Here is a 24,640-nt window from a genome sequence, read left to right on the forward strand (position 1 = left end):
CGTCCCTCGCAGCATTCAGATGCTCGTCGCGCCGCAGGAACTACCCGTTCTTGGATTGGATCAACCCGTCATAATCACTGCGACGGGACACTAGCCGGTCTGCCAATCTTCGACCGGGATGCGCGGCATGTCGAACCGGTCGTTCGTGCTGGAATACCACCCGCCGCCATGCATGCGCCCGATCAGGTCGAGTTTGGGCGTGTCGATGTGGCAGCGTTTCGCGTCCAGCACGGCGTCGTCGCGCACGTGCATGGCGAGGACTTCGCCGATCACCATGGCGCGGTCGGGGCCGAATTCGACGATGGAGTGCAGTTTGCATTCCAGCGCGACCGGGCTTTCCGCGATCCGCGGGGGCTTGATTTTCAGCGAGGGCATGGTGGTCAGCCCGGCTTGGGCGAGTTCGTCGATCTCTGGGCCGAATTCGATGGCGGTGATATTCATGGCCTGGGCGTTGGCGAGGGCGACCAGGTTGACCACGAATTCACCCGTGCTGCGGATGTTCTCGCCGGTATCCTTCAGATCGCCTGGTTTGCGGGCGCCGATGCCGATGCACAGGACCGGTGGGCCGGCGCCGAACACGTTGAAAAAGGAAAACGGCGCGGCGTTCAGCCGGCCTTCGGGGCTCATGGTGACGACCCAGGCGATCGGCCGGGGAACCACGGTCGAGGCGAGGAGTTTGTATTGGTCGAGCGGCGGCAACGCTGTCAGGTCGAAGATCATGGCGCATCATCGCTGGTCGGCCGCGCACTGTCTATGGTGGTATCGGCCCGGCAGGTTGCGAAATCGTCCTGAAACGAGTGTTAGGCTGGTGGTGTTTACCGTCTGTTCATTTTGAGCGGCTAGTTTGTGCGGATGAACGAGAGCTCGTGTGTCGTGATGCCAGTGCCCGAAAATCAGCCGGCCGATCCGGTGCGGGGGTACCGGGCCTTGCTGGTGGCCGAGGGTGATTCAGCGGTGGTCCAGGCACTGCTGGCGCAGGTGCTCTACGACACGGGGGATTACACCGGTGCGGTTGCCGCGGCCGATGCCGCCTTGCGCGGGCATCCGACGGATGGCGTTGCGCGCATCACGCGGGCGTCGGCGTTGAACGCGCTCTGCCGGTTCGAGGCGGCGGCGGCCGATTTCGCTGTGCTGGCGAAGGCGCATCCGGGCCGGGCGGCGATCCTGATCGGGCTGGGGACGGCCTATGCCGAGGCCGGCCAACCCCGCGAGGCGATTGCGGCGCTGATGCAGGCGATTGCGGCTGAGCCAGGCAATGCGGAGGCCGCGGCGGCGCTGGGTGCGGTCTGCGCGCGGACCGGCAATGCGGCGGCGGCGATCACCGCCTGTCGCTATGCGCTGACGCTCGATCCAGATCAGGTGATCGCGCATCAGAATCTGGCGGCGCTGCTGGCGGCGGATGATCCGGCGGTGGCGGTGCATCGGGATGCCGCGTATCGGCGAAAGCAGATCGTCACGATTGCCGGGCCACCCGCCGCACCGGCGGTGCTCGTGCTGACTTGCGCGGCGGCGGCCAATATTCCACTGGACCATCTGCTGCCTCGGAGGCGCTTTACCCAGATCCGTTGGTTCATCGATTATGCCTGTCCCGATCAGGATCGTGAATTGCCGCCGCATGATTTGGTGTTCAACGCGATTGGTGATCCCGACCTGATGCCGGATTTGAGGGCGCCGGTCGAGCGGATGTTGCGGGAGACCGACCGGCCGGTGCTCAACCATCCCGCGCGGATCCGTGACATTCATCGCGCCGCGCTGCCCGAGCTGCTGGGTGGGTTGCCCGATGTCGTGGTGCCGCAGGTCACCCGGGTTGCACGTGATCGGCACGACGAAAATTTGTGGCTTGTGGCGCATTGTTTGCCGGTGATCGTGCGGCCGGCCGGGTCGCACGGCGGTGAAAATCTGGTCTGCGCCGCGACCGAGGCGGAGGCGACGGCAGCGATCGCCCGCGCTCCGCATAGCTATGTGACTGATTTTTATGATTATCGTGCGGCCGCCGATGGGTTGCATCGGAAATATCGGGTCATCTTCGTCGATCGCGTGGCTTATCCGTATCATCTCGCCATCGGACCCGACTGGCTGGTGCATTATTGGACCGCGGGCATGGCGGAAGCGCCGGCGCGCCGCGCGGAGGAGGCGCTGTTTCTGCGCGATCCGGCCCGCGCGATCGGCGCGCGTGCGATGGCGGCGCTGGGGGCGATCGCGGCGCGGCTCGACCTCGATTACGCTGGCACCGATTTTTCGGTTCTACCGGATGGGCGTGTGCTGGTGTTCGAAGCCAACGCGACGATGTTGGTCCACCCTGAGACCGATGCGATGTTCGCCTACAAGAACGAGGCGGTGGCGGTGATCCTGGCCGCGGTCGATCGGATGATCGCGCAGCGCAGCGGGCGTATCGGATCGGTCAGTGGTTGAGTCGGGCGACCATGTGATCGGCGAGGTGGCCCAGAGCCGCGCTCATGGCGCTCGCGCGGGCGGCTGGTGTGTCGGCCGAGAGGATGACGATATGGTCCCGTCCTGCGGCGATGGTTCGATGATGGTGGCGCGCCGCGATCCGCCAATCCGCGTTCAGGACGACCTGGCTGTGTTCGGGCAAAAACCGGGTCACGTTGACCGAAACCAGGCGCGTGCCGCGCGGCGGTGTAGCGTCGCCGGGGTGAAGCACGGTGGTGTCGGGCAGGCGTTGCGCCAGATCATCGGCGAGGGTGTTCTGCGCCTCGCCATCGAGCGGTGCGGCCCAGCGGGCGTGATCGGCGACGTGCAGCGTGGTCTGCCCGGTCGCGCTGGTCAGGTAGAGCCGGTCGATTGCCGCGGGCATCATGACTTTGGCGATGGCGAGCGGTGGCAAAGCGATCGGCTTGGTGGGACCCGGCATCGGCGCCAGGGTGAGATAAGTGGTGGGTGTGGCGGCGCACCCGGTCAGTACCAGCGCAACGCCAAGAAGGCAGAGCCATCGGTTCATCGTTCAGCGTCCTTTGCCGAGAATGATCGAATTCGGATGACCCGACAGGTAATCGGTCAGTTCGCGCAGCGATTGCGCGGCGCGGGTGAGTTCATAAAGCGCGTGCGGCAGGGATTCGGATTCGGGCGTGTTGGCTGCCGTGCCTTGCTGCGCTAGCAGGCCGCGGGCGGCGCGCAGGGACGCGTCTGCGGCTTGGGTGGTGCGGCGGAGACCGGCCAGCAATTGCGGCAATCGCGCATCGGTGGTGCGGGTGAGCGCATCGATATGTGTGATTGTCCGGTCGAGCCGTTCGAGTGTACGGCGGGTGCGCGGCGAGCGGCTGACGGCGGCGATCCGGCTGGTTGCGTCATGAACATTGGCGAGAATTCCGCTGACCTGATCCATAATCTGATCGATCGAGGTGGCGCTGGTGGAGGGGATCGTCGGCGGTTCGTCCGGCGCGCCGGCGAGGCTCAGGGCGGCTTTCGGTGCCGCCTTGACGATGTCGAGCGCGATGGTCTGAGTGCCGATTACCGGCGTCGATTGCACGCGGTGGGCGCGCAGACCATGTGCGATCAGGGACGACAGCATGGCGTTCATTTGCGGTGCCGGATTAGCCAAATTCCATCGGTCGGGCGGGTCGAGCGGAATGTCGCGCGGTTCGAGCACCAGTTGCACCGTGGTGGTGAGCGCGCCGGCGTTGGCATCGTAGCCAAGAGCGATGTTTGTCACCACGCCGGCATCGGCACCTTCGAGCGTCACCTTGGCATATCTGGCCAGACCGTGCGGGCCGCCGGCGAGCACGATCCGGTATGGTACCGCGTGCGGGCCGGGCGCGGCACGGGCGGCGGAAGCCGTGCCATAGAGATGAAATGTCGTGCCATGGTCGATCGGATGGCCGCCGCCGGGTGTTGCCACGCCGATCGCTCCGGAAATAAGCGCCGGGACCGATTGCAGCATCAGCCTTGGGCCGTTACCGCCGCTGCTGACCGAAACGCCGCCGGCGTTCCAGAACCGGCTTGCCGAGCTTACCAGATTTTCACGGCTGCGTTCGATGAAGGCGGTGATGACGAATTCCTTGCCGTCCCGCCGCATTGCCAGGCTCAGAACCTTGCCGATCTTGAAATGGTTGAAATAGATCGCGGCACCGCGTGACAGATTTCCTGTATGCGTGGTGGTGAGCGTGATGGTTTCGCCTTTGTCGCCGCTCTCGATGACCGGTGGCTGGGTCAGGCCGGTGAAATGATCGGCCACAGGGCCGGGGCGCGGTGCGATGCCGATGTAGGGGCCGGCGATCACGGATTTGAGCGAGGCGAGATTGTTGAAACTGACGCTGCGGCCTGCGATCCAGAAACTCGTGCCCTTGCCCAGATGGTGCTGCATCTCGCCGGTGAACTGCATCGAGACTTTCATGGTGTTGAGGGTTTTGTCCAGCCGGACGGTTTCGACATGGCCGACGGTGACGCCGCGATATTTCACGGTCGTCGATCCGGCCTTGATGCCGCCCGATGTTGGAAACGCGACGGTTACCTCGGGGCCACGCTTGGCGATCGCTTCCAGCCCGAGCCAGATCACGATGCCGGCCGCCGCGACCGGCACCGCCCAGATCAACCCCGGCCAACGGGTGCTGCGAAACCTGGCGTTGGGCGGTTCTGGCTTATCAGGTTTATCGATCATGGGCGTATTTCGGGGCTTCGTGCGCCGCGATCCAGATATGTCGCGGGTCGAGCACGCGTGCCGCCATCATCGTCAGCACGACAACTCCAAGAAATGCCGGCATGCCGTTAGCAACATCGACGCTGAGCAGGCCGGGCAGGCGCATCAGCGGCAGGAACACCGCGACGGTATACACATCGATATGCGACCATCGCCCGGCCGCAACGATGGCCCGGTAGAGCTTGCCCTTCAGGCGCAGCCGGCTCGTCGAATGTTGATAGGATGACAGGATGATCCACGAGATGCCAAACAGCTTGAACAGTGGAATGCCGACGCTGGCGGTAAAAATGACCAGGGCCAACGGCCAGAGTCCGGCCTGCAGCAACTGAAAAATGCCGCTGACAATCGAATGGGCGTGGGCCTTGCCTGCTTCCACGTCGATTTCCATCGGAAACAGATAGGCGATCGGGTAGAAGATGAATCCGGCCAGCGTGAAGGCGAGTGCGCGCATTGTCGCGTTCGGTCGCTGGCGCCAGAGATGCGTGTTGCAGCGCGGACAATGTTCACCTTCCGCGCTCGCCGGCGCGATGTGGTCGCACGCACCGCAGGCGATCGCATGGGCGGAATTCTCGCTCGCATCCGGCCCGATCATACGCCAGATCGCGCGGCGCTCGAGCGTGGCACGGGTGATCATGGTCATGAAGGCGGCGGCAAGAACGCACCAGCCGCCCGGACCGATATGGACCGGCAGGAACGGTTCGACCCGCGAATAGCCGATGACGCAGCCGATCAGAAACACATCGAGCGTCGCCCATTCGTCGAGCCGTTCGGTGATCCGGAATGCGCTCCCCAACCAATGCGGCCGCCACCCCAGGCGGAGGACCATCAAGACGATCGTGAGCAAACCGAAGCGGATCAGTGGCACGGCGATCAATTCGGCTCCCACGACCAGGGCCATGATCGGCCAGCCTTGCTGCCAGATACCTGCAACGCCGGAGCCCACGGTGCTCTGGTTGATGGCGCCGAGGATCGAAACCTGCATGAGCGGCATGACGATCGCGGGGATGAGCAGCACCATCATGGTGATCGAGCAGGCCAGTGCCGCATCGATACTTCGGCCCGCGGTGCGTTCGAGCGGCGCATCGCAGCGCCGGCAATGGATAACACCGCGCCCGGTGATTGCGGGGAGGCGCTGTACCAGCCCACACCAAGAGCAGCCGATGATGCCGTGCGGCGGATCGATTTCGGCATCCGGCGTACCGGAAATCAGCGCGGTCAGCTTCATGGGCTGGCGTTTCATCATCCAGACGGAGATAGGCGCTGCGCCCTTGTGTCGACATAAAAATCACGTAACCGTGATAACGACGATGCCGAAACCGATCACGATTTCGCCCCGCGCGCGAGGGCCAGACCGAGGCCGGCGCCGATCAGCACGGAGCCGCCGACCCGGTTTGCGAGACGGCCGCCCAGATGGCCGCGAATTTTGCCAGCGAGCAGGCACCAGCCCGTATCGACAATTAAAGCGATGACTACGCAGGTGATCGCTAGAGCCGCCATCTGGTGAGCGAAACTTCCTGCCGGGCTGATGAACTGCGGCAGCAAAGCGCCGTAGAAAAAGAGCGTTTTCGGGTTGGTCAAGGATACGAGGAATGCCCTTACCACCAACCCCCGGCGCGAGGCGGGCCGAACGCTCGTGCCCATTGCGGCCGCCGGCGGGGCGCGCCACGATTTGATGCCCAGATAGATCAGATACAAAACGCCGATCCACCGGATCCAGCCGAACCAGAAGCCGGCATGACCGAGCAGGGAGGCAAGACCGAGCGATGTCAACCCGAGTTGCACTGCCATGGCGGTGCTGGTGCCGGCAATTGTGAGCAGACCATAGCTGGTGCCGTGGCGCACGGTGTTGCCCACGATCAACCCGACGTTGGGACCCGGTAGCAGCATCAACAGAGTCACCGTTACGACGAACAACGAGAACAAATGTAATTCAGGCATTCCACTCACTCCCGGAGCCGGCGTGACAGGGTCGCGAAAAGACGTCAGCATACGTAAAATTGCGTCTTATATTCAACGGACAAGTCATAGTCAGGCCGTTCGCGGTGTGGCGATAAAATTTTCTTGCGTTCCGCTGTGGCCCCGCTAGTCTGCTCACGGTTTCGTAACACAAAAACAAGATGAATGGGGCTTCTGATGATTTCTCGACGCCATGCGTTGTGCGGTACGGCCGCGACTGCTGCTCTTCTTACCGCTGGAGCGACTTCAGCTTTTGCAGCCGACAAGGTTTATCGCATCGGGATTACGTTGCCGCTAACCGGTGCCGATGCCGAGGCGGCGCATCTGATTTTGAACGGTGCCCTGCTCGCCATCAAGCTTGCCAATTCCAGCGGTGAGTTGAAAGGGATCACGCTCGAGCCGATGGTGCTGAACAATGCGCGCGCAAACTGGTGGGCGACAAGAAGGTTCTGGCCAACGTCGGCCCGGAAATGAGCGGCTCGGGCAAGGCGATGGCGCCGATTTTGTCGATGGCTGATCTGGCGACGATTACGCCGAGTTCCACTGCTCCGGCCCTGACCGATCCGCAGTTCGCAGGCGAATTCGTGCCGGGCGGCAAGCCGATTTATTTTCGGACGGTGACGACGGATGCCTATCAAGGGCCCAATATGGCGAATTTCTATGCCGAGACCCTGAAGGTGCCGAGCGTTTATGTGCTTGATGACAGCGGCGCCTATGGCGTTGGTCTGGCGGATGCGTTCGCGGCGCAGGCGAAGGTCAAGGGCATCAAGGTGCTTGGCCGCGACCGGCTCGACCCGAAAGCCGCTGACTATTCCGCGGTTCTGACCAAAATCAAGGCGACCAATGCAGCATCGCTTTACTATGGCGGCACCATGCAGGCGGCGGTCAAGCTCGTTAAACAATCGTACCAGATTGTGCCCGATATCAAAAAGGGCGGCGGCGATGGGATTTTGAGCCCGGAGATGATGACGGCAGCGGGCTTCCCGGCCGCCGAGGGCTGGTATGCCACCAATGCGTCGCCGCATGTCGTCGATGATCCGAAGCTTGCAAGCTGGGTGGCACTTTATTTCAAAACCTACGGCGTGCAGCCGGATGATTACGCCATCACATCGTACGACGCGGCATTGGTGGCGATCGCCGCGATCAAGGCGGTGATCAAAAGCGGCGAGCCGTTGACGGCCTCAAATGTACGCAACGCGGTGCAGACGGTGAAGATCAATGGGCTGCAAGGTCCGATTTCGTTCGACAAATATGGCGATCTGAGCACGCGTGTGGTTGCGGTGTTTCAGTTCAAGCAGAACAAGGCGGCACCTTTGGCGGATATGGACAAACAAAGCATCTATATCGGGGTGGCACCGCAGAGCTAGGGCGTCCTATGACCGGCTCTGCGATTTTTCTGCAGCAAATCATCAATGGTGTCAGTCTCGGGGCGGTCTATGCGTTGCTCGCCCTGGGCTTCACCCTGGTCTATGGCATTCTGGAACTGATCAACTTCGCGCATTTCAGCGTGTTCATGGTCGGTGCGTTCGTGGCGCTGGTCGTGTTGCAGGCGTTTGGATTGCAGGGGCAGTCGGTGGTCATGCACGGTGCGCCGCTGGTGCTGGTTTTGCTGGTGGCGCTGGTGGTGACCATGGTTGCCTCGGGCGCGCTGGGCGTGGTGATCGAGCGTTACACCCTGAGGCCGATGCGCAATGTCAAAGGACCGATGGCGATGATTACGACCATCGGCGTCTCGTATATTTTGTTCAATCTGGTGTTGCTGGCCACCAACGCGCAGGCGATCAATTTTCCTGACCCGATGCCGCAGGCAAGCTATCATGTCGGCGGCGTGGTGATTCGGCTGAAGGAAATCCTGATCTGGATCGTCTCGGCGGTGCTGATGATCGGGCTCAACCTGTTCGTCAAACGGACCAAACTCGGCAAGGCGATGCGTGCCGTAGCGCAGGATGCCGAGGCGGCGCGGATGATGGGTGTCGATGTCGATAATGTGGTGATGATCGCGTTTTTTGCCGGCTCCGCGCTGGCCGGCGCGGCGGGTATGATCTTCGGTCTGTACTATAATTTCGCGCAATACAGCATCGGTTATACGGCGGGTCTGCGCGCCTTTACCGCCGCCGTCCTCGGCGGCATCGGCAACGTGCCGGGCGCCATGTTGGGCGGCATCGTGATCGGGCTGATCGAAACCCTCGGCAGCCAGTATATTGCGGCGCGTTGGGCGGATGTGATCATTTTTTCCATCCTGATCGGTACCTTGGTGTTTCGCCCAGCCGGGTTACTCGGCATGCTGGCACCGAACCGGTCATGAAGCGTCTCGCGAATCTGCCGCCGCGCACCAAACGGATACTTTTTTCAGTCCTGTTGGCGTTTTTGCTGGTGTTTCCGTTTCTCGATACCGGCCAGGCGAATATCGATATCGCGGCGAACTGCGCCGCTTATGCCGCTCTGGCGCTTGGGCTGAACATCGTGGTCGGCTTCACCGGGTTGCTCGATCTGGGTTATGCGGCGTTCTTCGCGATTGGCGCCTATGCTTACGGCATCCTGAATTCGTATCAGCTGCACCCGGCATGGAGCAACGGCTGGGCGCCGCTGGCCGCGATCGGGTTTGTTGCGAAACTTGGCGCCGGGGCTGCCGCGACGGTGCATTTCACCTTTCCGTTCTGGGTGATGCTGCCGGTCTCGGCCGTCATCGCGGCCGGGTTCGGTGTGGCGTTCGGTGCGCCGACGTTGCGGCTGAAGGGTGATTATCTCGCCATCGTCACGCTCGGCTTTGGTGAGATCGTGCCGATCGTGGTGCGCAACTGGTCATCGCTCACCAACGGCGCGGAGGGATTGAACGGCGTAGCGCCCCCTTCGGTATTCGGTCACAGTTTCGGGATCGATTCGACGCCGTATTATTATGTCGGGCTCGGCATCGTGCTCCTCTTGCTGTTCATCAGCCAGCGTCTGAAGCCATCGCGCATCGGCCGCGCCTGGATGGCGATCCGCGAGGATGAAATTGCGGCGGGTGCGATGGGCATTCATACGACGCGGCTGAAACTTCTGGCGTTTGCCATGGGGGCCGGTTTCGCGGGGCTGACGGGTACGTTTTATATCGCGAAGCTGCAGACCGCGACGCCCGATATGTTTGACCTGCCGGTGTCGATCATGGTGTTGGTGATGATCGTGCTCGGCGGTCTCGGCAGCGTGTGGGGTGCGATTATCGGGGCCGTGCTGCTGCAATTGCTGCAGGCGTGGTTTCTACCGGAACTCAGCGCGATGGTGCAGGCGCTCGGCAATGCGGTGCATTCGCCGTTTCTGTCGAACCTGGAACTCACATCGGCGTCCGAGCTGATCTTCGGCATCATTCTGGTGACCATGATGCTGTACCGGCGTGACGGCATCGTCCCCGCCAGTCGAAACGAGGTGCGGTTGAGTTTCTCCCAGCAGGATGCCGCAGTGTCGCGCGGGTCGTTGCCGGCGGTCGAGCGGTTGAGCCGCGCTTCCGCGCAGGCCGCGGCCATCGGGGCGCCGGCGGCGTTGGCGGTGCGGGATCTGACCGTGAAATTCGGTGGTTTGACCGCGTTGAAATCCGTCTCGCTCGATGTGCCGGCGGGTGGCATCGTCGCGGTGATCGGGCCGAATGGCAGCGGCAAATCGACGCTGTTTAACAGTATTACCGGGCTGGTGACACCCTCGGGCGGGTCGATCGACTTTGCCGGGCAACCGTGATGGAGAACGTGCTGATCGGGCAGCATACCCATCTGAAGGCGGGGCCGGCGGGCATCGTGCTCGGGCTGGGCGGTGTGCGGGCGGAAGAGCGCGAGGCGCGGGAGTTCGTGCTGGAACTGCTCGCGATGTTCGGCAACCGGTTGATCCCGCGGATCGATCAGGGGGTGGCGCAATTATCATACGCCAATCGCCGGCGCGTCGAGATTGCGCGCGCCTTGGCGACCAGACCGCGCCTGCTGATGCTCGATGAACCGACCGCGGGGATGAATCCGGCCGAGAGCCTCGAACTCGCCGAACAGATCGCCGGGTTTCGCGATCTGGGCCTGACCGTGTTGCTGGTGGAGCACAAGCTCGATGTGGTCACGCGGCTCGCCGACAACGTGATCGTGCTCGATTACGGCGAGAAACTCGCCGAAGGGCCGGCCGATATGGTACGGCGCGACGAAGCCGTGATCGAGGCCTATATCGGGCGGGGTGCGGTCAATGCGTGAGGACGCCCCGTTGCTCGAATTCGATGCGGTTCACACGCATTACGGCGATCTGCACGTGCTCAAAGGCGTCGATTACACCATGAGCAGTACCGATATCGTCGTGCTGCTCGGCGGCAACGCCAGCGGCAAATCGACGACGATGAAGACCATCATGGGGACGGTGACGCCGACCGCCGGCGAGGTGCGCTATCGCGGCGATATCATCAACCGGTTGAGCACCGCCGAGCGGGTCAAGCGCGGAATCGCGCCCGTACTGGAGGCGCGGCGGCTGTTTCCGCGCATGACGGTGTTCGAAAACCTGGAAATGGGGGCTTACACGCAAATGCGCGGGGCCGAGTTCGAGTCCGATCTGGAGCGGGTTTATGAATTGTTCCCGCGCGTCAAGGAGCGGCGGACTCAGCTGGCCGGCACGCTGTCGGGCGGTGAGCAGCAGATGGTCGCGATTGGCCGCGCGCTCATGGCGCGGCCTCGGCTGATCTGTATGGATGAGCCATCGATGGGCCTGTCGCCGCGCTTCGTCGAGATCGTGTTCGGCATCATTCAGACGATCAACCGCCAAGGTGTGGCGATTTTCATGGTCGAACAGAACGCCAATATGGCGTTGCAGATCGCCGATCGGGGGTATGTGCTGCAAACCGGGCAGGTGGTGTTGTCCGGACCGGCGGCAGCGCTTGCGGCCAATCCCGCGATCCGCGAGGCCTATCTGGGTGAACTGCAAGTCGAGGCGTGAGGCGGTTTGATCAGCCGATCAGGCGGGCAATCATGTCGGCGCGGACGTCCGGTGATGCCGTCTGGTCGATCGCCGCGCCGACCTGGCGTAGGCGTCGACGCAGGTCGTAGATCTGGTCGAGCAGGCGGAGCACGATCGGCATGGTGTCATCGTTGACCTGCAGATCGTTCATCAACTCATGGATCAGACGGACCCGTGCCATGTCGATTTCGGTAAAGACGTAGCCGGTCGGCGCGGCATCCGGGCGGACCCATTGGTTTTCGATCCACCGGTCGAGATCGGGCCGTTTGATGCCGTCGATGTCGCGGATGACGATATCGATGGTGACGGTGCGGGTCGTCATGGGTTGGTTTCCATGGTCTGGCGCGGGTCGGCCGCGGTAGAGGGTTTCCAGTTCCGCAGGAATGCTTCGAGTGCTTCATCCGGCGTGCCGATGGTGACGCGCAGGGTCGCGTACAGATCGCCGGCCGGCGTGGTGCCGTTGCCCGGCACGCCGCGGCCGCGCAGGCGCAGGATGGTGCCGTTGTCGGAATGCGGCGGCACGCGCATGCGCACCGCACCGCCTGGGGTCGGCACCTCGATCGGGCCGCCGAGCACGGCCTCCGGCAGGGTGATCGGCAGATCGAGCCGGATGTCCTGACCATCGCGGGCAAAATATTTATGCGGTGCGACGGTGATGGCGATCAGCGCGTCGCCCACGGGTCCGCCGTTGCGGCCCGGGTTGCCCTTGCCGCGCAGGCGCAGGATGTGGCCATCTTCGGTTGCGGGGGGAATTTTGACGTCGAGCGTGCTGCCGTCGGGCAGGGTCAGACGGGTCGTGGTGCCATTGACGGCATCGAGAAAGCTGGTGGTGAGGCTGTAATGTGCGTCGGGCCCGCGCGCCGGGCCTTGGTTGCGCGGGCGGTTCGCTTCGTTGAACATCGACCCGAAGATCGATTCGAGGTCTTCGGGGTCCCAGTTGCCGGCCTGGCCGCCCGCCGCTCCGCCGCTGTAGCGCTGCCCGGCGGCGGCTTCGGCGTATTCGCGATAACTGGGGCGGCGTGGCGCCGCCTCATGCCCTTCCGCATCGATCTCGCCGCGATCGAATTTGCCGCGTTTTTCGGGATCGGAGAGCAGGGCGTGCGCCGAGGCGATGTCCTTAAACCGGGCTTCGGCGGCGGCGTTGCCTGGGTTGAGATCGGGATGATGGGTCTTCGCGAGCTTACGATAGGCGCGCCGGATGGCATCGGCGCTCGCATCGCGCGCGACGCCGAGTGTTTCATAGGGGTTTGGCACGGTCGGTATCCTTGGCAGCGACAGGCATAGCCTAGATCAAAGCACGCGGCGACGTGGCTTGATAGCCCTGCGGGCCGGCGCCTGGTCTAGGACATCAGTGTTCCCTGTTGACCGCGACGCCGTCGAGGCCACGATAGACCGTGTTGCGCGAGACGCCGAGGCTGCGGGCGGTGGCGCTGATGTTGCCGCCGTTCTCGCGAAAGGTGGCGCGAATCCGCGCGCGAACGATATCGCGTAGGTCGTGCGGGTCGTCGGACTCCGCGCGCTGCATGGCACGCTGGCCGACGAAGGTTTCCGCAGCCATTTGGTCGATCACCCCGCCCTCCTGCTGCAATGCGAGGCGAAGCAGGGCGCTCTTCAACTCGCGAATATTGCCGCACCAGGCATGACCGGCGAGCACGCGCGCCCCATCATCGGTGATCGTGGTATCCGGCGCGAAGCGGGCGAGCAGGTGGCGCGCAATCGTTGCGAAGTCCGCCCGATCGTTCAGTGCGGGCAACCGCACTTCGGCGGTGTTGAGGCGGTAGAGCAGATCGGCACGGAAGTGCCCGGCAGCGACCGCCGCATCGAGGTCGGCATTGGTGGCCGCGATCAGACGAACATCGACCGTCCGGTTGCGGGTGCTGCCGACTGGACGGATCGTCCAATCGTCGAGGAGGCGGAGCAGCACGGCCTGCAACGGGCGTTTCATGTCACCGATTTCATCGAGGAACAGCGTGCCGCCATCGGCTTCGGCGACCAGGCCCGGCGCGCCGCCGCGCCTCGCGCCAGTGTAGGCGCCATCGGCATAGCCGAACAACTCCGCCTCGATCAGGGTCTCCGCCAGGGCCGCGCAATTGACGGGTACGAAAGCACCACGCCGTCCGCTGGCCGCATGGGCGTAGCGGGCGAGCAATTCCTTCCCCGTGCCGGTCGCGCCACGGATCAGGAGGGGCAGGTTGCGTGCGGCGGCCGAGGCGGCGAGGCGGAGACCGGCGGCGACCGCGGGATCGTCGGCCACGAAATCTGGTTTGACGACGTCTGGTTTCGCCTGCGGGCCGGCAATCGCCGGGCGGGCCGCGACCGCGACGCCGCGGGCGGCTTTCGGTGTTTCCAGCGTCGCGACATAGATGCTACCGACCCGGTCTTCCAACGTGCCGATGTCGCCGCGCGCGCAGGCGTCATGGAACACGCCGAATCCCGTTCGGAAAATCGCATCGAAACTGCGCCCCATCACGACCGGCAGTCCGGCGAGCAGGAATCGCGCCTGGCGGTTGGCGGCGAGTACGCGCCCGCTCTCGGAAAACACCAGTATGCCGGCGCTGAGCGTTGAAAGATATTCGGGCCGGCTGTGGAACGCGATGATCCGGTGGCGCGCGTGGGTTTCGCGCAGCAGGAGGTTCTCGATCTGTACCGCGGCCATGCCGACCAGGGCGCGGGTGTGGCTCTGGCGCGATCCGCAGTCCGACGAGGCATCAAGCACGCAGGCGAGCGCACCATCCGGCCCGAATACCGGTGCCGCGATGCAGGTGATGGCATTATGGCGGCGAAAGAAATGCTCGCCACCATGAATGCTCTGCGCCGTCCCGGTCGCGATGGTGGTGCCGAGCGCGTTAGTGCCGCAATGGATTTCATCCCAGATGGTGCCGGGTTCGATCGAGGCAGCCTGCGCTTCACGCGCGAAACTGGGGTCTGCGATGGCATCGAGCAGCAGCCCATCGGGTGCTGCGAGGGCAACCATGAAGTTGCTGCCGGCGATCTGCTGGTACAATGCCCGCAACTCCGCCGAGGCAAGGCGGTGGACCATCGCGCGCTGATCGCGGGCGCGGCGGAGATGATCGGCCCCGACATTTTCAATGCGCGGCGCGGCCGTGGGATCGAGCCCGGATGACAGGCATCGCTGCCAGCTATCGCGGATATCGGCGGACAGCAGGTCGGCGACGACCAGACCGTTCGATTCGAGCGCGGCCCGCGCGTGACCCACCCGGTCTTCGGCATGCAGCAACATGGGTTCCTCCATTCAGCTTCGTTGGTCCGAGCTGTTTTGGCAGGGGCTCAGCACCCCGAATGATGATCGTAGTGCATGGGAGTTCAAAACCCTAGCAAAATCCGCTGTCGAGGCTGGCATTGTTCAGAAACGGAGCGGTCCCTCCATCCTCTGTTCATGCCGACAACAACGGACATGTCGTTTTGCATTGCAGCAACCGACATAAAGACTTGATATTCACTGCCTCCAAACCGTGGCACGGCAATTGCTATTTGGGTTTCATGGATGTCGCAGCCGCTCAAGCCCCGCCGCCCCTGCACGATCTGCTCGGGGTCAGCTTTGTCTTCAACACCACCGTCAACGCGCTCGTCTGGGATGGTGATGTGGCGTGTTTCGGCCTTGCCGACGGGGCAGTCGCGCGGCTGACCTCGCAATGGCCGGGCGCACCGCGCCTGGTACCGCGGCCGGGTGGGGGTATCGAAATCATCGCCTCCGCCGCGCCGCCGCCGCCGCCGGTGATCATCGGCGCCCATCGCACCCCGATATTATCGCTCGCTGCGGATCCGCTCGGCGGGGTTGTGTCTGGTGGTGCCGATGGCAGGTTTCTGCGCCTCGCCGATGGCAGTGTGATGCAGCTTGCTGAGCGGGCGCGCCGGCGGATCAACGCGGTTGCTGCCGGACGCGGCGGGCGGCGGGCATTCGCCGATGGCCGGCAGGTCGACCAGCTCGGGCCGGATCAGAAGCGCCTGACCATGCCGGGTCCGGTCGCCTCGCTGTGTTACGATCCATCCGGCCTGCATCTCGCGATCGGTTACGATGGTGGCGTGTCGCTCGAAGCGTGCGCGATCCGCCAGGCGCCGCGATTCGAGGCGCCGGGGCCGTTCCGCCTGATCTGTTGGGATGCGGATGGCGCGCGCGTGGCGGCCGCCGCGCCGGGCGGGTGTGTGGCCGTGCGTAGCCGGGCGGAGGATGTGTGGCGCACCATCGATGTGCCGATCCGCGCCACGGCGATGGGTTTCACCAGCGATGGTGTTCTGGTGATCGCTGGCGCCGAGGGTGTTTACCTGTGGGATGCCCCCGGCGGCGCGCGCCCGTTCGCGATCGGGTTCGATGGTCGCCAGGCGGTCGGGCCGATTGCGTGCCATCCACGGCTAGGCCTGGTGGCCTGCGCCGATCGTGCGGGTGGCGTCGTGCTCGGGCGGCCCGGGCTGCGCGACGTCATGCTGATCCGCGACGCCGGCAGTGCCCCGGTTGCGCTGGCTTTCGCGCGGAACGGCGAGGCACTGGCATTTGCGACCATGGATGGCGAGGCTGGCACGGTGCTGTTGCCCGATCTGTTGTTCCGCACCGCCCAGGGCGGCCGAGGAGACATGAAATGACCGACCCGATGACAGATGAAGAAGCTTCGAAAGATCGGTTTTTCAAGGAACTCGGCATGATCGCCGAACGCATGATTGCCGCGCACGGCAAGGATTTTGCCATGGGCGTGCTGGTGCTGGCGGCCCGCTGGATCGCCGAAGGCAAGAGCTTTGCCGAACATCGTGGTGCATCCGATGACAGGGCCGCGTCGTGACCGTCTGTCGCAATCTGCCACAGCATTCACGGTGGTGTGGCGCGGTCTGGAACAGTCTCGCGCTGCCATCGTACGGGAACCGGCTGATTTCAATGGATGCAGATCCTGGCACCGAACTTGCAATTCCATCCTTTGCGATCTCTGGCTGCCGGACATCCTATGACGTGAACCGGCACAACAGACGACCGCTCGATGCGTGACTATACTTTGAGATCAACATCATTCGGGAGAAAACCAAGATGCCTGATAGCTTAACGCTCAACAAAATTACCGCCCAGAAGGGGATGAGCATCAGTGATGCGACCCGTCGGGTCGCGGATCTCGGCTGGACGCCGAGCTATGTTCAGGAAGCGATGACCTTCCCGACCGACTACAAGATCAAGAAGACCCCACGTGACCCGATGAAGCAGGTGCTTCGCTCCTACTTCCCGATGCAGGAAGAAAAGGACAACCGGGTCTACGGCGCGCTCGATGCAGCGCTGCGTGGCGACATGTTCCGCAACGTCCAGCCGCGCTGGGTCGAGTGGATGAAACTGTTTCTCGCAATTATTCCCTTCCCGGAAATTTCGGCTGCCCGCTCGATGGCGATGGTCGGGCGCCTGGCACCGGGCGAGGAACTGCGCACCGGCTTTGCGATGCAGATGGTCGATGAATTCCGCCATTCCACGATTCAGATGAATCTGAAGAAATGGTACATGGAAAACTACATCGATCCGGCTGGCTTCGACATCACCGAAGCGGCGTTCGGCAAATGCTATGCCTCGACCATCGGGCGGCAGTTCGCCGAAGGCTTTGTGACGGGCGATGCGATCACCTCGGCCAATATCTATCTGACCGTGGTCGCGGAAACCGCGTTCACGAACACCCTGTTCGTCGCGATGCCTTCGGAAGCGGCGCGCAACGGCGACTATGCGTTGCCGACCGTGTTCCTGTCGGTGCAATCGGACGAAAGCCGCCATATCGGCAACGGCCACTCGTTGCTGATGTCGCTGATCAACGACCCGGACAACCACCTGCTGCTCGAGCGCGACATCAAATACGCGTTCTGGCAGAACCATGCGATCGTCGACGCTGCGATCGGCACCTTCGTTGAATACGGCACGACCGATCGCAACAAGGACAAGGAGAGCTATGCCGAATTGTGGCATCGCTGGATCTACGAGGATTACTACCGGACCTATATGCTGCCGCTCGAAAAATACGGCATCAAGATCCATCACGACGATGTCGCGGCGGCGTGGGACCGGATCGTCAAGAAGAACTACGTCCATCTCACGGCGCAGTTCTTCTCGGTCGGCTGGTCGGTCAATTTCTGGCGCATCGAAGCGCAGACCGAGAAAGACTTCGAGTGGTTCGAGCACAAATATCCGGGCTGGTATGCCGAGTTCGGCAATTACTGGAAATGGTATGAGAAGCTCAGCCACAAGGGCGAGACGCAGGTTCTGTTCAACGCCGATGTGGGCTACGTCTACCCGCATCGTTGCTGGTCCTGCATGGTGCCTTGCCTGATCCGTGAGGACTTCACCTATGATGAGGTGGACGGGCAGACCTACACCTACTGCTCGGAAACCTGCCGCTGGACCCACAAGGTCGCGTTCGCCGCTGAATATGAAGGGCGCCCGACGCCGGCGATGGGCCGCTTCAGCGGTCGTCGCGAGTGGGAGACCTGCTACGATGGTTGGGACATCGCCGATGCGATCACCGACCTCGGCTTCGTTCGCAACGACGGCAAGACGCTGGTGCCGCAACCGCATCTGCATTTCGAAGACAGCAAGATGTGGACGCTCGACGACGTGCGTGGGCATCAGTTGGGCAGCCCGCTGCTCAACTTCCGCAGCCTGTCGGCGGAAGGCAAAGAAGCGGCGGCCGCGGAATATCGCAAGGGTTTCGTGATCAATCCGCTGAACTGACTTGTTTCGTCCCGCCGGGCACCATTGCGGTGCCCGGCGGCTCTGCTCCGAACGATAAAAACCAACGGGAAACGTCATGACTGTGATTACGACGCATAAGGTCCGGTTCGAGCCGGTCGGCATCGAAATGGAGGTCGAAGAAGGCGAGACCGTTCTGGATGCCGCATTTCGTCAGGGTATCTCGGTGATGCATGGCTGCAAGGAAGGCCAGTGCAGCTCCTGTAAATCGAAGCTGATTGACGGCGACATCGAGCTGCTCAAGTATTCGACGTTCGCGTTACCCGATTACGAGCGTGATACCGGGCATATTCTTTTGTGCAAGACACACGCATACAGCGATCTGGAAATCGAACTCTTAAACTATGACGAGGATTTGCTGCGCCGCTCGATCGCGGTGCGCGCTTACGACGCGACGCTGACCGGCATCGAGCATCTGACGCACGACATCCGCCGCATGACCGTGGAGCTTGCCGCACCGCTGAAGTTCTGGGCCGGCCAGTATGTCGACATTACATTACCGGATGGTGTGACGCGGGCCTATTCGATGGGCAGCCCGCCGGGCGAACCGGACCGGCTTGCCTTCATCATCAAGAAATATCCCGATGGCGCGTTTTCATCGGCGCTCGATACCGTTCTGAAGCCGGGCGATCGCCTGAGTGTCAAAGGCCCCTACGGCACGTGCTTCCGGCGCGAGGACCGACCCGGGCCGATGCTGCTGATCGGCGGCGGGTCGGGCATGTCGCCATTGTGGTCCATCCTGCAGGATCATGTGGCGTCAGGCGAGCATCGGCCGGTGCGGTTTTTCTATGGGGCACGCACCAAGGCCGATCTGTTCTATCTCGATGAATTCGCGAGGCTGGAAGCGGCATTGCCGGACTTCAAGTTCATCCCAGCTCTGTCGCACGCCGAGGACGGCGACAGCTGGACCGGCGAGCGCGGCTTCATCCACGAGGTTCTGGCACGGCAATTGCGCGCCGAAGGGCTCGATGGCGAGATGGATGCCTATTCCTGCGGACCGCCGCCGATGATCGACGCCGTCCTGCCGGTTCTGCAAATGGCCGGAGTCGAGCCGGATCACATCTATTTCGACAAATTCACCACCGCCGTTCGCTGAGATCAACGATAATCAGGAGAGAAACGATGAGCGTCACCGAGACCAAATCACCCCAGAAATCCGGCGCCGCCGGGTCCGCCACCTTCGCCGGTTCGGACAGCCGAAAGTATAATTATTTCGAGCCGAAGGGCCGCAAGGCGAGCCATTACGAGGACATGACGGTCGATGTGCAACCCGATCCGGAGCGCTATCTGCTGCAGGATTGGATCATCAACTTCGCCGATGGCACGCCAACCTATGACAAGAACTGGACGGCGCTGAAATCGTCCAACTGGCATCAGTTCCGCGCGGTCGATCAGGAGTGGGAACGCACCCATTACCAGCGCCAGTCCACCATTGTCGGCATGATCAGCAACCTGATCGAAAACGGCCGTCGCTCCGGTGCGCCGAAGCGGTTCGACCGGGCCTGGGTCAAGGTGCTGTCCGATCATCTCGGAGCGTACAAGCATGCCGAGTTTGGCCTGGGCACCGCTACGATGCAGGCGCAGCGCTACGGTTATACCCAGATGATCAACAACGCGATCCTGACGAATTCCTCCTACAAGCTGCGTTTCTCGCAGGATCTGACGCTGTATCTGGGCGAACTGGCCCTCGATATCGAGGGCGTCGATCTTGACGCCGGCAAGCAGCATTGGCTCGAAGATCCGATCTGGCAGGGGACTCGCCACGCGATCGAGGCGGTGATGGGTGCGACCGACTACCTGGAGCAGTATTTCGCCACCAACATCGTCTTCGAGCCGCTGGTCGGTGAATTGTTCCGCAGCGGGTTCGTCATGCAGATGGCCGCGGCACAGAACGATTTCATGACACCAGCGGTGGTCGCGGCGGCGGAGGGCGACTACGAGCGCAATCTCGCCAACGCGGTCGAGTTGTTTCACATCCTGGTGCTCGACCCGGAACATGGCGACAGCAACCGGGCCATCCTGGTGCAATGGATGCACAAGCACGGCTCGCTCGCGCTCGATGCGGCGCATCATTTGCAGCCGATCTGGTCGCAACCGCGGGTCAAAATCGCTCAATTCGCCGATGCGCTCGATCTCGCGAAAAACCGGGTGCGCGCGATCGCGGCGGAAATCGGCTTCGATGTTCGTGCCACGCTGGACCAGTAATCGTCAAAATAAAGGATACAACCCATGGCTCAAGCTCATACCGCGACGATCTTCAAATCGATGAAGGACATGCAGTTCGAGGGCACGATTTCGCACCAGTGCGGCGTGACCATGAACGATAGCGTCGAAGCCCGCGCGATAGCCGATGTGATGGCTGAAAAGCCCGGCATTTCGGTCACCTACCAACCGGCACTCATCCGGATCGATGGCGAAGGCAAGATGATTTTCAAGATGGACGAGATCTCAGAAGCACTCGGCCGTGTCATGACGCCTTATCTGTTCGAGATTTCCACCTCGACCCATTATGGCCGTATGGTCATGGTCGATGACAACACCGTGGTGTTGTTCGGCGACATGGACGAAGCCATGGAATACATCAAATACGACTGATCCCCGGCCCGGTGCCGTTTTCAACGACGGCACCGGATTGATCTAAAAAATTTTTTGCTTCTTTTTTACAAAAAAGAAGTGCTTTCCACCAATAATAAAAAGGGAAACGCATGGCCAAGATGATGCTCCACGACGATGAAGCTCGCGCCGCGCTGGGGCGTGGCGTCGCGCAACTGGCCCGGGCCGTGCGCGGCACCATGGGGCCGCGCGGCATGAACGCCATCATCGACCGGCCGATCGGCACGCCGATGGTCTCGCGTGATGGCGTATCGATCGCCGCCGAGGTCGAGCTCGCGTGCCGGTTCGAGAATATGGGTGCGCAGATCCTGCGTGAGGTTTCCGCCCAGACCAATCTGGAGGCGGGCGATGGCACCACGACCGCGACGGTCCTGGCCGATGCGCTGGTGCAGAAAGGGCTGGCGCGGATGGCGGCGGGCGATAATGCCGTGGAACTCGTCGCCGGGATCGAGGCGGCGGCGGATGAGGTGATCGTCGCCTTGCGCGCCCGTGCCCGGCCGCTGCGCGATGCGGCTGAAATGCGGGCGGTTGCGACCATCGCCGCGAACGATGCCGCGACAGGCGCGCTGGTGGCCGAGGCGATCGAGCGGGCCGGGCCACAGGGCATCGTCACCGTCGAGAATAGCACCACGGTAGAGACCATGCTCGATGTGATCGATGGTATGGGCTTCGACCGCGGCTATATTTCGCATCACATGGTCACCGATGTGGAGCGCATGCAGGCGGTGCTCGATAATCCGCTGATCCTGATGACCGATCTGAAAATCACCACCGCCGCCGAGATCGAACAGATCCGCGCACTGGTGGGTGCAAGCAACCAGCCGCTGCTGGTGATCGCCGAGGAGGTGGCGCCGGCCGCGGTAATGGCACTGCTGGCGGACCGTGCGGGTGGCGTGCCGGTCGCTGCGATTCATCCGCCTGAATATGGGCATTGGCGCAAGGCGATGCTTGAGGATATCGCGATCATCACCGGTGGGCGCGTCATTGCGCGCGAATTGGGCGGCACGATCGCCAATGCCACCCGCGCCGACCTGGGCAGTGCGCGCCAGGTGCGCGTCGGCTCGGGCATGACCGTGATTTCCGGCGGCGGCGGCGACCTTGCCGCGATCGCCGCGCGGCGCGAGCAGGTGCGCCGCCAGGTCGATCTGGCACCCAACGATATCGATCGCGATAAGCTCGAACAGCGCCTTGCCAAGCTGTCCGGCGGCACCGCGACGATCATGGCCGGCGGTGCGACGCCGGTGGCGCAGAAGCGCCATGCCCAGCTGATCGAGGATTCATTGGCGGCCGCGCGCGCCGCGATTGCCGAAGGCGTGGTCGCCGGTGGCGGCACGGCGCTGGCGCAGATCGCGCCGAGCCTGAACACCAACGCGAAGCTGTTGAACGGCGCGCGGGCCGGTGCGCTGCTGCTGCGCGATGCGCTGACCGCGCCGCTGGCCGCGATTGCGACCAACAGCGGCTTCAACCCCGAGGATATGGTGGCGCAGGTGATGGCCGCGATCCAGGGCACCGGACTCGATGCGCGGACCGGCAAAATGGTCGCCATGGAGGGGGCCGGCATCATCGATCCGGTGCGGGTCAGCATCAGCGCACTGCGCAATGCGGTTTCGGTGGCGTCCTTGATCCTGACCACGCATACTCTGATCGCGGATAAACCCGACTACGACGACCCAACCGCCGGCCCGGCCCTGGGCGGCGGTGCCGAGTTGCTCGGGAGGGCATGACCGGAGGCAGGATTGCCGAAGCAGCGGATCAACGGGCCGATCGACCATGACCGGGCGCGCCCGCGCGCCGACCTGGTGACACACACCGAAGCGTTGCCGGACCGGGAGGCGATGTGGGCGTGGGAGCGGTTTCTGACCGGCGAACCTGAAGCCGCGATTCCGCTCGGCAATGTCGTGGTGTCGTCCTGGCAGCGCAGCCTTGCCCTCGGCGTCAATCCGACCGGCCGGGCCGCACCGATCGCCGCACAGGGCGACTCGATCCTGACCCTGCGCCATCGCAACCGCGACCTGATCGCGGCCTCGCGCGATCTGTTTCAGCGCATCGCCGACGTGTTCGCCGGTTCGAACTGCATGATGCTGCTGACCGACCCGGATGGCGTGGTGCTCGAAGCGGTGGGCGACCACCGCACGCTGGGGCAGGGCGAACGCATTCATCTGGTCGCAGGCGGTCATTGGCGTGAAGACGTGATCGGCACCAACGGCATCGGCACCGCCCTCGCCACCGGTCAGCCGGCACAGGTGCATGCCACGGAACATTTCTGCGAAGGCATCAAAAGCTGGACCTGTGCGGCTGCCCCGGTCCGTGAACCGGGGACCGGGCGCATTCTCGGCGTGGTCGATATCTCCGGCCCGCCCTCCACCTACCAACGCGGCAATCTCTCGCTCGCGGTCGCGACGGCCCGCCAGATCGAGACTGCGCTGGCGGAACGCACCGGGCGCGAGCGCGTGCGCCTGCTGGAACGCTGCCTGCAACGCATGCCGACGATCGGTAACTCCGAACTGCTCGCGATCGATCGGGCCGGCCGGATCGTCTATTCCAACGGCAAAGGCGCGCTGCCCGGTCTTGGTGAAACCCTTGCCGGTTTCGATCCCGATCAACCGGTGGAGCGGTGGTTCGACCGGATGCCCGAGCCGCTGCGCGCGGACGGTGCGTTCGACCCGGTATTGCTCGATGATCGTACCGTGGGGGCGATGATCGTGGTGCCGGCCCGCAACCGACCCGCCAAACGAGATGCACCGCCCGCCGGCTCCGAAGCGGATGCCAGCCGCAATGCGTTTCATCACATCATCGGGGCCAGCGCCGCCATGCTGCAGGCCACCAAACGCGCCGAGCAGCTCGCGCGGCACCGCGTGCCGGTATTGATCCATGGCGAGACCGGCGTCGGCAAGGAATTGCTCGCCCGGGCCATGCACGGCAGTCTTGATTTTTCGGCGCCGTTCGTCGTGTTCAATTGCGGTGCCGCCTCGAAAGACCTGATCGGCGCCGAATTGTTCGGTCATGTCAAAGGCGCGTTCACCGGTGCGACCGCCGATGGTCGGCCCGGCCGGTTCGAACTCGCCGACGGCGGCACTTTATGCCTCGATGAAATCGGCGAACTGCCGCTCGATTTGCAACCGCTGCTGCTGCGCGCTCTCGAGGAGGGCGTGATCTATCGGCTCGGCGATACCACGCCGCGCAAGGTCGCCGTCCGGCTGGTCGCCATGACCAACCGGGACCTGCGCGATGAGGTGGCGGCGGGGCGGTTTCGGCGGGATCTGTTCTATCGGATCAACGTGACCGCAATCACCGTGCCGCCCTTGCGCGCGCGGAACGGCGATGTCGATCTGCTGATCGAGCATTTCAATACCAGCGTGGCCGCGCGCCACGGCGTGCCGCCGCGCCGGTTCGGCGCCGATCTGCTGGCGGTGCTGCGGGCGTATCATTGGCCGGGCAACGTGCGTGAACTGCGCAATCTGGTCGAATCGTTACTGCTGGCGGGGGAATCCGAGAATGTCATGATCGATGAAATTCCGCTCGACATGCGCGGTGCCCCTGCCGCCGATGCGCCACCCTCGGGTCGGCTGGTCGATATCGAGGCCGAGGCGATGCATCGCGCGATCGAGACGGCCGGCGGCAACATCTCCGAGGCCGCGCGCCTGCTTGGCGTGTCGCGCAGCACGCTGCACCGCAGGCTGGGGCGGGCAGGTTCACGCTGATCGACAAGCGGGGGTGACTAGCATTATAATGAGAACGCTCGACAA

At 63.4% G+C, this 24,640-nt stretch carries 24 protein-coding genes; 15 read left to right on the forward strand and 9 right to left on the reverse strand.

From position 1 onward, the window contains the following. Positions 1–90: 90 nt before the first annotated feature. A complete protein-coding gene (locus tag B7X49_RS07710; RefSeq protein ID WP_286704097.1) occupies positions 91–720 on the reverse strand; it encodes a flavin reductase family protein in 630 nt (209 codons plus the stop codon). Positions 721–852: 132 nt separating this feature from the next. Between B7X49_RS07710 and B7X49_RS07715 the strand changes: the two genes are divergently transcribed. Then, entirely contained in the window at positions 853–2,412 is a 1,560-nt protein-coding gene (locus tag B7X49_RS07715; protein ID WP_286704098.1) for a tetratricopeptide repeat protein, read from the forward strand. Here B7X49_RS07715 and B7X49_RS07720 read toward each other — a convergent pair. The 4 genes from B7X49_RS07720 to B7X49_RS07735 all read right to left on the reverse strand — a co-directional run bounded on the left by B7X49_RS07720 (position 2,402) and on the right by B7X49_RS07735 (position 6,592). After that, positions 2,402–2,959, reverse strand: a complete 558-nt coding sequence (locus B7X49_RS07720) for a membrane integrity-associated transporter subunit PqiC (protein WP_286704099.1) — start codon at positions 2,957–2,959, stop codon at positions 2,402–2,404. The genes B7X49_RS07715 and B7X49_RS07720 overlap by 11 nt on opposite strands. A gap of 3 nt (positions 2,960–2,962) precedes the next feature. Next, the gene (locus B7X49_RS07725; RefSeq protein WP_286704100.1) at positions 2,963–4,615 is read right to left on the reverse strand and encodes an intermembrane transport protein PqiB; all 1,653 of its coding nucleotides are present in this window, start codon (positions 4,613–4,615) and stop codon (positions 2,963–2,965) included. Continuing rightward, positions 4,605–5,894 (reverse strand): paraquat-inducible protein A, encoded by a 1,290-nt coding sequence (locus B7X49_RS07730; RefSeq protein WP_286838883.1) that lies wholly within the window; start codon positions 5,892–5,894, stop codon positions 4,605–4,607. The genes B7X49_RS07725 and B7X49_RS07730 overlap by 11 nt, the downstream gene beginning before the upstream one ends. Before the next feature lie 80 nt (positions 5,895–5,974). Further along, a complete protein-coding gene (locus tag B7X49_RS07735; protein WP_286838885.1) occupies positions 5,975–6,592 on the reverse strand; it encodes a LysE family translocator in 618 nt (205 codons plus the stop codon). A 183-nt stretch (positions 6,593–6,775) separates the two neighbouring features. Here B7X49_RS07735 and B7X49_RS07740 point away from each other — a divergent pair, with 183 nt between their 5' ends. From B7X49_RS07740 to B7X49_RS07765, 6 genes are read left to right on the forward strand one after another with little or no spacing between them, the layout of a single operon-like run. Continuing rightward, positions 6,776–7,084, forward strand: coding sequence for an ABC transporter substrate-binding protein (locus B7X49_RS07740; RefSeq protein WP_286838888.1), 309 nt, complete (start codon positions 6,776–6,778; stop codon positions 7,082–7,084). Further along, entirely contained in the window at positions 7,042–7,977 is a 936-nt protein-coding gene (locus tag B7X49_RS07745) for a branched-chain amino acid ABC transporter substrate-binding protein (protein WP_286838891.1), read from the forward strand. Before B7X49_RS07740 ends, B7X49_RS07745 begins: the two co-directional genes overlap by 43 nt. Before the next feature lie 8 nt (positions 7,978–7,985). After that, positions 7,986–8,915 carry a branched-chain amino acid ABC transporter permease gene (locus B7X49_RS07750; protein ID WP_286704105.1) on the forward strand — a complete coding sequence of 310 codons (930 nt, stop codon included), beginning with the start codon at positions 7,986–7,988 and terminating at the stop codon, positions 8,913–8,915. Then, on the forward strand, positions 8,912–10,318 hold the full coding sequence (locus B7X49_RS07755) for an ABC transporter permease subunit (protein ID WP_286838895.1): 1,407 nt from the start codon (positions 8,912–8,914) through the stop codon (positions 10,316–10,318). Before B7X49_RS07750 ends, B7X49_RS07755 begins: the two co-directional genes overlap by 4 nt. Further along, the gene (locus B7X49_RS07760; protein ID WP_286838898.1) at positions 10,318–10,809 is read left to right on the forward strand and encodes an ATP-binding cassette domain-containing protein; all 492 of its coding nucleotides are present in this window, start codon (positions 10,318–10,320) and stop codon (positions 10,807–10,809) included. The genes B7X49_RS07755 and B7X49_RS07760 overlap by 1 nt, the downstream gene beginning before the upstream one ends. After that, complete coding sequence (locus B7X49_RS07765; protein WP_286704107.1) at positions 10,802–11,539, forward strand: ABC transporter ATP-binding protein; 738 nt, start codon at positions 10,802–10,804, stop codon at positions 11,537–11,539. The genes B7X49_RS07760 and B7X49_RS07765 overlap by 8 nt, the downstream gene beginning before the upstream one ends. 10 nt (positions 11,540–11,549) lie before the next feature. On the opposite strand, the gene B7X49_RS07770 is transcribed toward B7X49_RS07765, so the two are convergent. The 3 genes from B7X49_RS07770 to B7X49_RS07780 form a co-directional block, all read right to left on the reverse strand. After that, a complete protein-coding gene (locus tag B7X49_RS07770) occupies positions 11,550–11,882 on the reverse strand; it encodes a chaperone modulator CbpM (RefSeq protein ID WP_286704108.1) in 333 nt (110 codons plus the stop codon). Continuing rightward, positions 11,879–12,814 (reverse strand): DnaJ C-terminal domain-containing protein, encoded by a 936-nt coding sequence (locus B7X49_RS07775; protein ID WP_286704109.1) that lies wholly within the window; start codon positions 12,812–12,814, stop codon positions 11,879–11,881. The genes B7X49_RS07770 and B7X49_RS07775 overlap by 4 nt, the downstream gene beginning before the upstream one ends. Positions 12,815–12,908: 94 nt before the next feature. Continuing rightward, on the reverse strand, positions 12,909–14,801 hold the full coding sequence (locus tag B7X49_RS07780) for a sigma-54-dependent Fis family transcriptional regulator (RefSeq protein ID WP_286704110.1): 1,893 nt from the start codon (positions 14,799–14,801) through the stop codon (positions 12,909–12,911). Positions 14,802–15,061: 260 nt separating this feature from the next. On the opposite strand from B7X49_RS07780, the gene B7X49_RS07785 reads away from it, so the two are divergent. From B7X49_RS07785 to B7X49_RS07810, 6 genes are all read left to right on the forward strand, one after another. Beyond that, positions 15,062–16,159: a hypothetical protein gene (locus B7X49_RS07785; protein WP_286704111.1), complete on the forward strand. Its 1,098-nt coding sequence runs from the start codon at positions 15,062–15,064 to the stop codon at positions 16,157–16,159. Further along, positions 16,156–16,353: a hypothetical protein gene (locus B7X49_RS07790; protein WP_035227782.1), complete on the forward strand. Its 198-nt coding sequence runs from the start codon at positions 16,156–16,158 to the stop codon at positions 16,351–16,353. The genes B7X49_RS07785 and B7X49_RS07790 overlap by 4 nt, the downstream gene beginning before the upstream one ends. Before the next feature lie 239 nt (positions 16,354–16,592). Next, positions 16,593–18,263, forward strand: coding sequence for an aromatic/alkene/methane monooxygenase hydroxylase/oxygenase subunit alpha (locus tag B7X49_RS07795; protein ID WP_286704112.1), 1,671 nt, complete (start codon positions 16,593–16,595; stop codon positions 18,261–18,263). Positions 18,264–18,339: 76 nt separating this feature from the next. Beyond that, positions 18,340–19,377 (forward strand): NADH:ubiquinone reductase (Na(+)-transporting) subunit F, encoded by a 1,038-nt coding sequence (locus B7X49_RS07800; protein WP_286704113.1) that lies wholly within the window; start codon positions 18,340–18,342, stop codon positions 19,375–19,377. A gap of 26 nt (positions 19,378–19,403) precedes the next feature. Beyond that, positions 19,404–20,486, forward strand: a complete 1,083-nt coding sequence (locus B7X49_RS07805; RefSeq protein ID WP_286704114.1) for an aromatic/alkene monooxygenase hydroxylase subunit beta — start codon at positions 19,404–19,406, stop codon at positions 20,484–20,486. 24 nt (positions 20,487–20,510) lie between these two features. After that, complete coding sequence (locus tag B7X49_RS07810; protein ID WP_286704115.1) at positions 20,511–20,876, forward strand: MmoB/DmpM family protein; 366 nt, start codon at positions 20,511–20,513, stop codon at positions 20,874–20,876. Here B7X49_RS07810 and B7X49_RS07815 read toward each other — a convergent pair. Next, positions 20,863–20,994, reverse strand: coding sequence for a hypothetical protein (locus B7X49_RS07815; RefSeq protein ID WP_286704116.1), 132 nt, complete (start codon positions 20,992–20,994; stop codon positions 20,863–20,865). The genes B7X49_RS07810 and B7X49_RS07815 overlap by 14 nt on opposite strands. Here B7X49_RS07815 and B7X49_RS07820 point away from each other — a divergent pair. Next, the gene (locus B7X49_RS07820; protein WP_286704117.1) at positions 20,987–22,618 is read left to right on the forward strand and encodes a molecular chaperone GroEL; all 1,632 of its coding nucleotides are present in this window, start codon (positions 20,987–20,989) and stop codon (positions 22,616–22,618) included. The genes B7X49_RS07815 and B7X49_RS07820 overlap by 8 nt on opposite strands. Positions 22,619–22,630: 12 nt before the next feature. After that, the gene (locus B7X49_RS07825) at positions 22,631–24,595 is read left to right on the forward strand and encodes a sigma-54-dependent Fis family transcriptional regulator (protein WP_286704118.1); all 1,965 of its coding nucleotides are present in this window, start codon (positions 22,631–22,633) and stop codon (positions 24,593–24,595) included. Positions 24,596–24,640: the final 45 nt, after the last annotated feature.

The sequence above is a fragment of the Acidiphilium sp. 34-64-41 genome (assembly GCF_002282635.1).
Classification (GTDB): domain Bacteria; phylum Pseudomonadota; class Alphaproteobacteria; order Acetobacterales; family Acetobacteraceae; genus Acidiphilium; species Acidiphilium rubrum.

What these genes read in the sequence shown, in the direction of transcription:
- B7X49_RS07740 (WP_286838888.1), top strand. Translation starts at nt 6,776, where the DNA reads ATGGGGCTTCTGATGATTTCTCGACGCCATGCGTTGTGCGGTACGGCC.
- B7X49_RS07805 (WP_286704114.1), top strand. Translation starts at nt 19,404, where the DNA reads ATGAGCGTCACCGAGACCAAATCACCCCAGAAATCCGGCGCCGCCGGG.
- B7X49_RS07730 (WP_286838883.1), bottom strand. Translation starts at nt 5,894, where the DNA reads ATGAAACGCCAGCCCATGAAGCTGACCGCGCTGATTTCCGGTACGCCG.
- B7X49_RS07810 (WP_286704115.1), top strand. Translation starts at nt 20,511, where the DNA reads ATGGCTCAAGCTCATACCGCGACGATCTTCAAATCGATGAAGGACATG.
- B7X49_RS07780 (WP_286704110.1), bottom strand. Translation starts at nt 14,801, where the DNA reads ATGTTGCTGCATGCCGAAGACCGGGTGGGTCACGCGCGGGCCGCGCTC.
- B7X49_RS07710 (WP_286704097.1), bottom strand. Translation starts at nt 720, where the DNA reads ATGATCTTCGACCTGACAGCGTTGCCGCCGCTCGACCAATACAAACTC.
- B7X49_RS07765 (WP_286704107.1), top strand. Translation starts at nt 10,802, where the DNA reads ATGCGTGAGGACGCCCCGTTGCTCGAATTCGATGCGGTTCACACGCAT.
- B7X49_RS07785 (WP_286704111.1), top strand. Translation starts at nt 15,062, where the DNA reads ATGGATGTCGCAGCCGCTCAAGCCCCGCCGCCCCTGCACGATCTGCTC.
- B7X49_RS07735 (WP_286838885.1), bottom strand. Translation starts at nt 6,592, where the DNA reads ATGCCTGAATTACATTTGTTCTCGTTGTTCGTCGTAACGGTGACTCTG.
- B7X49_RS07715 (WP_286704098.1), top strand. Translation starts at nt 853, where the DNA reads ATGAACGAGAGCTCGTGTGTCGTGATGCCAGTGCCCGAAAATCAGCCG.
- B7X49_RS07755 (WP_286838895.1), top strand. Translation starts at nt 8,912, where the DNA reads ATGAAGCGTCTCGCGAATCTGCCGCCGCGCACCAAACGGATACTTTTT.
- B7X49_RS07760 (WP_286838898.1), top strand. Translation starts at nt 10,318, where the DNA reads ATGGAGAACGTGCTGATCGGGCAGCATACCCATCTGAAGGCGGGGCCG.
- B7X49_RS07725 (WP_286704100.1), bottom strand. Translation starts at nt 4,615, where the DNA reads ATGATCGATAAACCTGATAAGCCAGAACCGCCCAACGCCAGGTTTCGC.
- B7X49_RS07750 (WP_286704105.1), top strand. Translation starts at nt 7,986, where the DNA reads ATGACCGGCTCTGCGATTTTTCTGCAGCAAATCATCAATGGTGTCAGT.
- B7X49_RS07720 (WP_286704099.1), bottom strand. Translation starts at nt 2,959, where the DNA reads ATGAACCGATGGCTCTGCCTTCTTGGCGTTGCGCTGGTACTGACCGGG.
- B7X49_RS07790 (WP_035227782.1), top strand. Translation starts at nt 16,156, where the DNA reads ATGACCGACCCGATGACAGATGAAGAAGCTTCGAAAGATCGGTTTTTC.
- B7X49_RS07795 (WP_286704112.1), top strand. Translation starts at nt 16,593, where the DNA reads ATGCCTGATAGCTTAACGCTCAACAAAATTACCGCCCAGAAGGGGATG.
- B7X49_RS07770 (WP_286704108.1), bottom strand. Translation starts at nt 11,882, where the DNA reads ATGACGACCCGCACCGTCACCATCGATATCGTCATCCGCGACATCGAC.
- B7X49_RS07800 (WP_286704113.1), top strand. Translation starts at nt 18,340, where the DNA reads ATGACTGTGATTACGACGCATAAGGTCCGGTTCGAGCCGGTCGGCATC.
- B7X49_RS07820 (WP_286704117.1), top strand. Translation starts at nt 20,987, where the DNA reads ATGGCCAAGATGATGCTCCACGACGATGAAGCTCGCGCCGCGCTGGGG.